Source organism: Roseibium sp. (assembly GCF_039982295.1).
GTDB lineage: Bacteria > Pseudomonadota > Alphaproteobacteria > Rhizobiales > Stappiaceae > Roseibium.
The window spans coordinates 1-4,816 of the sequence record NZ_JBDWYP010000059.1; the positions used below are offsets into that span (position 1 = coordinate 1).

At 53.5% G+C, this 4,816-nt stretch carries 2 protein-coding genes and 5 pseudogenes; 5 read left to right on the forward strand and 2 right to left on the reverse strand.

From position 1 onward, the window contains the following. Positions 1 to 224 (forward strand): annotated as a pseudogene (locus ABJZ52_RS12645) (ABC transporter); the annotation flags it as partial. A 128-nt stretch (positions 225 to 352) separates the two neighbouring features. On the opposite strand, the pseudogene ABJZ52_RS12650 reads toward ABJZ52_RS12645, so the two are convergent. Further along, positions 353 to 714 (reverse strand): annotated as a pseudogene (locus tag ABJZ52_RS12650) (hypothetical protein); the annotation flags it as partial. 56 nt (positions 715 to 770) lie between these two features. Between ABJZ52_RS12650 and ABJZ52_RS12655 the strand changes: the two are divergent. After that, positions 771 to 938, forward strand: a pseudogene (locus ABJZ52_RS12655) (transposase); the annotation flags it as partial. An 8-nt stretch (positions 939 to 946) separates the two neighbouring features. Here the strand turns inward: ABJZ52_RS12655 and ABJZ52_RS12660 are convergent. After that, positions 947 to 1,271, reverse strand: a pseudogene (locus tag ABJZ52_RS12660) (transposase); the annotation flags it as partial. 431 nt (positions 1,272 to 1,702) lie between these two features. Between ABJZ52_RS12660 and ABJZ52_RS12665 the strand changes: the two are divergent. The 3 genes and pseudogenes from ABJZ52_RS12665 to ABJZ52_RS12675 all read left to right on the forward strand — a co-directional run bounded on the left by ABJZ52_RS12665 (position 1,703) and on the right by ABJZ52_RS12675 (position 4,746). Then, positions 1,703 to 3,088: pseudogene (locus ABJZ52_RS12665) on the forward strand (IS1182 family transposase). 414 nt (positions 3,089 to 3,502) lie between these two features. Further along, on the forward strand, positions 3,503 to 4,342 hold the full coding sequence (locus ABJZ52_RS12670; protein WP_348336890.1) for an HAD-IA family hydrolase: 840 nt from the start codon (positions 3,503 to 3,505) through the stop codon (positions 4,340 to 4,342). After that, positions 4,342 to 4,746 carry a hypothetical protein gene (locus ABJZ52_RS12675; protein WP_348336889.1) on the forward strand — a complete coding sequence of 135 codons (405 nt, stop codon included), beginning with the start codon at positions 4,342 to 4,344 and terminating at the stop codon, positions 4,744 to 4,746. The genes ABJZ52_RS12670 and ABJZ52_RS12675 overlap by 1 nt, the downstream gene beginning before the upstream one ends. The last annotated feature ends 70 nt before the right edge of the window (positions 4,747 to 4,816 follow it).

Genomic DNA, 4,816 nt, shown 5'->3' on the forward strand with positions numbered 1-4,816 from the left:
TAAACGTATCGTATCTTTTCATCACCCATGATTTGGCCACCGTCAAAGCGATAGCAGATGACATTGTTGTCATGCTTAAGGGGAGGGTCGTGGAACAAGGACCGCGCTCAGAGGTTCTCAGCCCTCCGTACCATGAGTACACGGAAAGGCTGCTTTCTTCGGCCCCTGAAATGGATCCCGATTGGTTAACGAATGTATTGCGGGAGAGGAAGGTGGGCGGCTAGATAAAGGGGGCTCTTTCTTAGTTAGTTCGCCAGTGTAGACCTACCACAGTTTGATGCCGTTTGATGGGGTGGTTCGGCTTTGTTGCACAAATCGGTCTGAGGCCGATCTCCCCCTTACCCCAGAAGGGTTATCCTACAGCCACGGTACTTGGTATGCCAAGCGCTGTGAATCCGTTTAGGATCGCGGCGCGGATTTGGATCTCCGCAATCTGGCGATCAAAGTCGCGCGCTGAGAGGCGCTGACCGAGTAATTTCACACAATGCATCCCTTGGCCGACAGGGTGATGCGCAGCATGATCCCGAGAGTTTTCGTTTCGACGCGGCTTCTGCGGTGGTATCCGGTCACCTGTCGTCACAATGCGCGGCCTAGATACTTTGAGGCTCTCACCGCTTCGTTGCGCGCTCTGGCCCCGGGGGTGTCGGGCTTCCATAATTTGGCATTCTTGTGCGGTGGTATGACGGCATGGGCTTCTCGGGCAGAGAGGTGGTCGCGGAAATTCAGACCAGTCGTTAAGGTGGATCGCATGACGAAAGTGTTGATCCGAAATGAAGAAACGCAAGAGCCATTCGCCAGAGTTTAAGGCCAAGGTTGCGCTTGAAGCGATCCGCGAGGATATGACGCTGGCGGAGCTTTCCAAGAAGTACGGCGTCCATCCGACACAGATCGGAACATGGAAGCGGGCAGCGATAGAAAACATGGCGACAGCCTTTACACGTCGGGCTAGGCGCGCTGCCGGAAACGCATCCCGGTGTTCTTCCACGAACCTAAACCTCACGGCTTTTGGCTCGCGAAGAACTGCGTTGCTTTTTTAGGATGTCCCGCTCCTCCTTGAGAATGCGGTTCCCACGCCGAAGCCGGTCATTCTTCTGAGCAAGGCTCAAATCTTCTTTCGACACCACGTCTGTGCCTCTGTGCGCGGTGATCCATTTGTTCAGCGTCGACATACCGACGCCAAGATCATCCGCCACCTGCTTACGCGTTAGCCTGCTGGTTAACGCAATCCGCACCGCATCTTGTCGGAATTCGCCCGTTCGTTTCAGTCCCATAGTCAATCTCCTTTGTTGCAGTAAATGCTAACAAAGGAGCGGCATCAAACCGTGACAGGTCCAGTCCGGTCGATAAGGACCGATGGATCGTAAGCTTTGGGCCGTCCATGTTCAGGCTGGCAAGGTGTGCAATCACCGAGCCAACCCTAACCGACACCTGAGCAGCATACCCAGGAATGGCTATGGCCCGGCTAACATGCAGTGTGCGGGTCGTGCAACTGCACATAGAGAGCTGCTTGTAGATGTAGAAAATAGAAGACCAGTTAATGTCTACTGCCAAGAAGCTGCAGCGCGGCATGCGATGGCCGGTCAAAGTCCGGAAGGGGCCGAGATTTGATCCGGTCACTCTGGGCGTATTTTGTTGAAAAACTCCTCCTTGATTGCGGCCTGAACTACTGCTTCAATTTCCGCATTGGGCGGGAGGATTTGTGATGATGGGACCAAGGCAGGCAGCGCAGCCGTCGCTGTTCTACGAGTTCTCGCTGGAAGATCATGTCCCTCAGGATCACCTTCTTCGGTCCATCGACCGCTTCGTCGATTTGACTGACGTCCGCGCCTATCTGGCGGATTTCTACAGCCACACGGGCCGTCCATCCGTCGATCCCGAGTTGCTGATCCGCATGCTCCTGGTCGGCTATTGCTTCGGCATCCGGTCGGAACGGCGGCTTTGCGAAGAGGTGCATCTGAACCTCGCCTATCGGTGGTTTTGTCGGCTTGATCTAAGCGACCGGGTTCCGGATCACTCAACCTTTTCCAAGAACCGCCACGGTCGGTTTCGAGAAAGCGAACTGCTGCGGCACCTGTTCGAGACGACTGTCGCCCGGTGTATCCAAGAAGGTCTGGTCAGCGGCCAGCGCATGGCGATTGATGCCAGCCTGATCGAAGCCGATGCGAACAAGCAGAACTCCACGCCGAAGGAGAACTGGGACGCGGGACAAATCGATCCCGCCGATGCGCCCCGCGCCGTGCGCGAGTATCTCGACACCCTGGACGAGGCCGCTTTTGGCGCCGCCAGCGAGGTGCAACCCAAGTTCACCTCGCGTTCTGATCCCGCAAGCCAATGGACAGCGGCCCGTAAAGGCCCTGCATTCTTCAGCTATTCCGACAATTATCTCATCGACACGGATCATGGTGTCATCTTGGATGTGGAACCCACCCGCTCCATCCGGCAAGCCGAGGTCGGGTCGACAAAGACCATGCTGAAGCGGGTCAAGGAGAAGTTCGACCTGCATCCCGAACGCCTGATCGCTGACACGGCCTATGGCACCGGACCGATGCTGGGTTGGCTGGTTGAACGCAAGATTAACCCGCACATCCCCGTCTTCGACAAATCTGGCCGCAGCGACGGCACCTGGAGCCGGGCTGACTTCGCGTGGGACGCAGAGAACGACCAATACATCTGCCCCGAGGGCCAAGAGCTGAAGCAGTTCCGGCGAAACTATTCCGATCCGAACCGAGGGCCGACCGGACAGGGCAGAACCAAATACCGTGCCCTAAAACTGACCTGCCAGACTTGCCCGTCCAAGGCGAAATGCTGCCCGAATGCAGCCGCCAGATCGATCACCCGCGAAGAACACGAAGACGCCCGCCAAATAGCCTGAGACATCGCTAAGACCAAGCAATACGATATCTCCATGAAGCTCCGGAAGAAGGTCGAGATGCTCTTCGCGCACCTCAAGCGCATCCTCGGCCTCGGAAGGCTCCGATTACGTGGCCCATGCGGTGCAAATGACGAATTCCTCCTCGCCGCAACCGCCCAAAACATCCGCAAATTGGCCAAGATCTTTCCTGCACCGCAGCAGACGCGCACAGCCTGATAGGAAAGGCGCTCGCGCCCAACTCAAGCAACGAAATTCTGCGCCCGCGAACGGGTGTTTTTCCACGGAATCGGCGGGTAGCAGTCGTTCGCTGCCAGTGCGGAACATCTGAACATGAAGACCTAAAGCAGACATTCAAGGCTATGCCTAAATTCGCGCTGCGCTTTAACACATCGTCGAGACGCGGCTCGAGCAAGAGGTCAGACGAAACAGTGCTTGTTGCTGTTCGTAAGATGGCAGTTAGGTCTCAGCCGATCCCATGTTAAGGTACGGCACAAGGAAGTCTTAGACGAAATGGCATGTGACTTGCCTGTTTTTTTGATTCACCTAAGCTTGTATAACTTGTAAGCAATTGAGCAGAGACAGAAATTCGCGCGTAATACTTAGGGCACTGGAGAAATTGTGAAGAAACGAGTGTTGATTACAGACGTCGACAATACCTTACTCGATTGGCAGGAACTCTGGTATCAAACTTTCTCAGCCATGACAGACAAAGTTATTGAAATCTCCGGTGTAGATTCCGAAGTGCTCTACGCTGAATGCAGTCAAATTCATCAAAAGTATGGCACAAGTGAATGCTCGCGACTGCTTGCGGAGTTACCTTGCCTTAACCATCTCTACGGCGATGATGCCGTCACGGTTATGCAACCAGCAATCGACGAATTTCGTAAGGTTCGCCGCCAAGTGTTATGCCTATATCCGACTGTAGAAAATACCCTGAAAAGACTTAGGGCCGCTGGGATACTCATTGCCGCTTACACGGAGTCTCAAGCATTTTATACAAACTACCGTTTCCGCAAACTTGGTCTCGACGGTCTAGTTGACTACCTTTACTCACCTCCAGATCATGCGATGCCAGATGGCATTGAAAGTGCTCGATTTTACGCCCCTGAAACTTACAAGTTTCAGCATACTGTTCACCAGTTTACACCTGAAGGCGAACTGAAACCCAATCCGGATCTGTTGATAGATATTATTAATGATTTGGGTGCATCTAAGGATGAGGTTGTATACGTTGGCGACAACATCCTAAAGGATGTCTATATGGCCCAACAAGCAGGCGTCACTGATGCACAAGCTCTCTACGGCGTTAGTCAGCACAAGCCCGAGTATGAGCTGCTAAGGAAGGTAACCCACTGGACACCCGAAATGGTGGAGCGCGAACGTTCTGCTCTCAAGCCAGATGGGTTAAAGCCAACACACATCCTTAAAGACAGTTTCTCTGAAGTATTGCCGCTATTTGGAGTAGATTGATGACTAAGCCCGTGACACCGGCACCACTTGATAATGGCCAGATCGAAATCTGGAAGAAAATCGTAGATGTTCAGCAGCACTTTAACGATTTGGAGCTCCGGATACGTAACTTTGCGCTGGTAGTTGCTGGCGCATTTCTAGGCCTAGGCGGCTATGCCGTTAGAGAAGGTAGTGCGATTGAAGTCCTTGGCATGGAGATTGCCGTTGCCGGATTGGTTATTGTATCCGCAGTCATCCCCTTAATCGCTTTCTACCTCATGGACAGGCTCTGGTATCACCGATTGCTTGAGGGTTCGGTGCTGGCAGGTATTGAGGCCGAACAAGCGTTGAAAGACCTCGGATACAAGGTGGATTTAGGAACCAAGATATCTGAAATGAGCTACCCCCCGAAATTCGGACACTGACGTAAGCTGCGATTTGTAGTCTGCTGATCTTCAACACGAAGGAGATCAGGAATGTCGAAACGGAAGCAAC

Coding starts and splice junctions, on each gene's coding strand:
- ABJZ52_RS12675 (WP_348336889.1), top strand. CDS start 4,342: ATGACTAAGCCCGTGACACCGGCACCACTTGATAATGGCCAGATCGAA.